Annotated in this window: 3 protein-coding genes; 2 read left to right on the forward strand and 1 reads right to left on the reverse strand. The window is 71.8% G+C overall.

The window, feature by feature from the left end; genetic code table 11:
* Nucleotides 1–809, reverse strand: an 809-nt coding sequence (locus VIB11_RS01830; protein WP_332027794.1) for a 4-hydroxy-3-methylbut-2-enyl diphosphate reductase, incomplete at its 3' end; no start/stop codon positions are given.
* A gap of 110 nt (nt 810–919) precedes the next feature.
* On the opposite strand from VIB11_RS01830, the gene VIB11_RS01835 reads away from it, so the two are divergent.
* Nucleotides 920–1,309, forward strand: a complete 390-nt coding sequence (locus VIB11_RS01835) for a VOC family protein (protein ID WP_332027796.1) — start codon at nt 920–922, stop codon at nt 1,307–1,309.
* 138 nt (nt 1,310–1,447) lie between these two features.
* Nucleotides 1,448–2,102, forward strand: a 655-nt coding sequence (xseA, locus tag VIB11_RS01840; protein WP_332027798.1) for an exodeoxyribonuclease VII large subunit, incomplete at its 3' end; no start/stop codon positions are given.

Here is a 2,102-nt window from a genome sequence, read left to right on the forward strand (position 1 = left end):
CCGGAGGTCACCCCCACGGTCCGCACACCCTCCAGCCACGCGTCGTCGATCTCGTCGGCGTAGTCCACGAGGTGGCCGGCCTGCGCGCCGTGCTCGAGCGCGACCTCCACCAGGCGCACGGAGTTCGAGGAGTTCCGCGACCCGACGACGATCATGAGGTCGGTGTCGGGCGCCATCTGCTTCACGGCGAGCTGGCGGTTCTGCGTGGCGTAGCAGATGTCGTCACTCGGCGGGTTCTGCAGCTTGGGGAACCGCTCGCGCAGGCGTCGCACGGTCTCCATCGTCTCGTCGACGGAGAGCGTGGTCTGGGACAGCCACACGACCTTCTCGGGGTCGCGCACCTCCACGTTGTCGACATCGTCCGGACCATCCACGAGCGTGATGTGCTCGGGGGCCTCGCCGGAGGTGCCGACGACCTCCTCGTGCCCCTCGTGGCCGATGAGGAGGATGTCGTAGTCGTCGTTCGCGAAGCGGACGGCCTCGCGGTGCACCTTCGTCACCAGCGGACACGTGGCGTCGATGGTCTTCAGGCTGAGCGCCTTCGCCTCCTCGTGCACCACCGGGGCGACGCCGTGGGCGGAGAAGATCACCGTGGCGCCCTCGGGCACCTCGTCGGTCTCCTCGACGAAGACCGCACCTCGCTTCTGCAAGGTGGTCACGACGTGCTTGTTGTGCACGATCTCCTTGCGCACGTACACCGGCGGGCCGTAGAGCTCGAGGGCCTTCTCGACCGTCACCACGGCCCGGTCGACGCCGGCGCAGTACCCACGCGGGGCAGCCAGCAGGACACGTTTGGTGGGAGAGGTCATGGGTCCATGGTAGGTGGCGCGCCCGGAACGCCCGAATCCACGATGCTCGTATGCCGCGCGTGGAGCGCCGTGGGTTCGCGGCCGTCCCTGCGAAGGGGTAGGCAGGAGCCATGATCCGCGGACGCACGCCGGCAGGCGCGCTGGGCATCACGCTGGACGCGCGGGACGCCCCGGCGCTGGCTCGCTTCTACAGCAACCTGCTCGGCTGGGAGCTCGTCGAGGACAGTCCGTCCTGGTGCACGCTGCGGACCCCGGGCTCACCGGTGACCTTGGCCGTCAAGGGCGAGCCACTCCATGAACGACCCGCCTGGCCCTCCGAGCCGGGTGCCCCGCAGATGCAGGCGCACCTCGAGGTGCCGGTGGACGACCTCGAGGCAGCGGTGGCCGATGCGGTGCTCCTCGGAGCCGAGCTGCCGGACCACCAGCCGCAGCCGCACGTGCGAGTGCTGTTCGACCCTGCGGGCCACCCGTTCTGCCTCTACACCGAGCCCGACGCCTGAGCCCGACGCCTGAGCCCGACGCCTGAGCCCCGCCTGGGCCCCGCCTGAGCCCCGCCTGGGCCCCGCCTGGCCTCGTCCGGGCGCGTCCGGGCGTGGTGCGACGGTGCGGCGTGGGCGCCGGCTCCTAGAGTGACGTCCGTGACGCCGCCAGACCTGCCCGAGCGGGCCGCCGACACCACGGCCGACCAGCCGTGGCCGGTGCGGCTGCTGAGCATGAGGATCGCCGAGTACGTCGAGAAGATGTCGGTCCTGTGGGTCGAGGGCCAGGTCGTCCAGCTCAACCGCCGCCCCGGCGCCCGCACGGCGTATCTGACCCTGCGCGACCCCGACGTCGACATGTCGCTGTCGGTGGCCATCCAGGTCAACGCGCTCGACGCGATGGCCGCCCCGCTCACGCAGGGCGCCCGGGTCGTCCTGCAGGCCAAGCCCGTCTTCTGGACCCAGCGCGGCTCCCTGATGCTCGACGCGCGCCAGATCCGCCCCGTGGGCGTCGGCGAGCTCCTCGCCCGCATCGAGCACCTCAAGCGCACCCTCGCCTCCGAGGGCCTGTTCGCCGCGGACCGCAAGAAGCCGCTGCCCTTCCTGCCCCGCACCGTCGGGCTGGTCTGCGGTCGGGCGAGCGCCGCAGAGAAGGACGTGGTCGAGAACGCCCGGCGCCGCTGGCCGACCGTGCGCTTCGCCATCAGGGAGGTCGCGGTGCAGGGCCCGACCGCGGTCACCGAGGTCACCGCTGCCCTCCAGGAGCTCGACGCCGACCCGGCGGTCGACGTCATCGTCATCGCCCGGGGCGGCG

Origin of the sequence: Pedococcus sp. (assembly GCF_036554925.1) — a bacterium.
Taxonomy (GTDB): domain Bacteria; phylum Actinomycetota; class Actinomycetes; order Actinomycetales; family Dermatophilaceae; genus Pedococcus_A.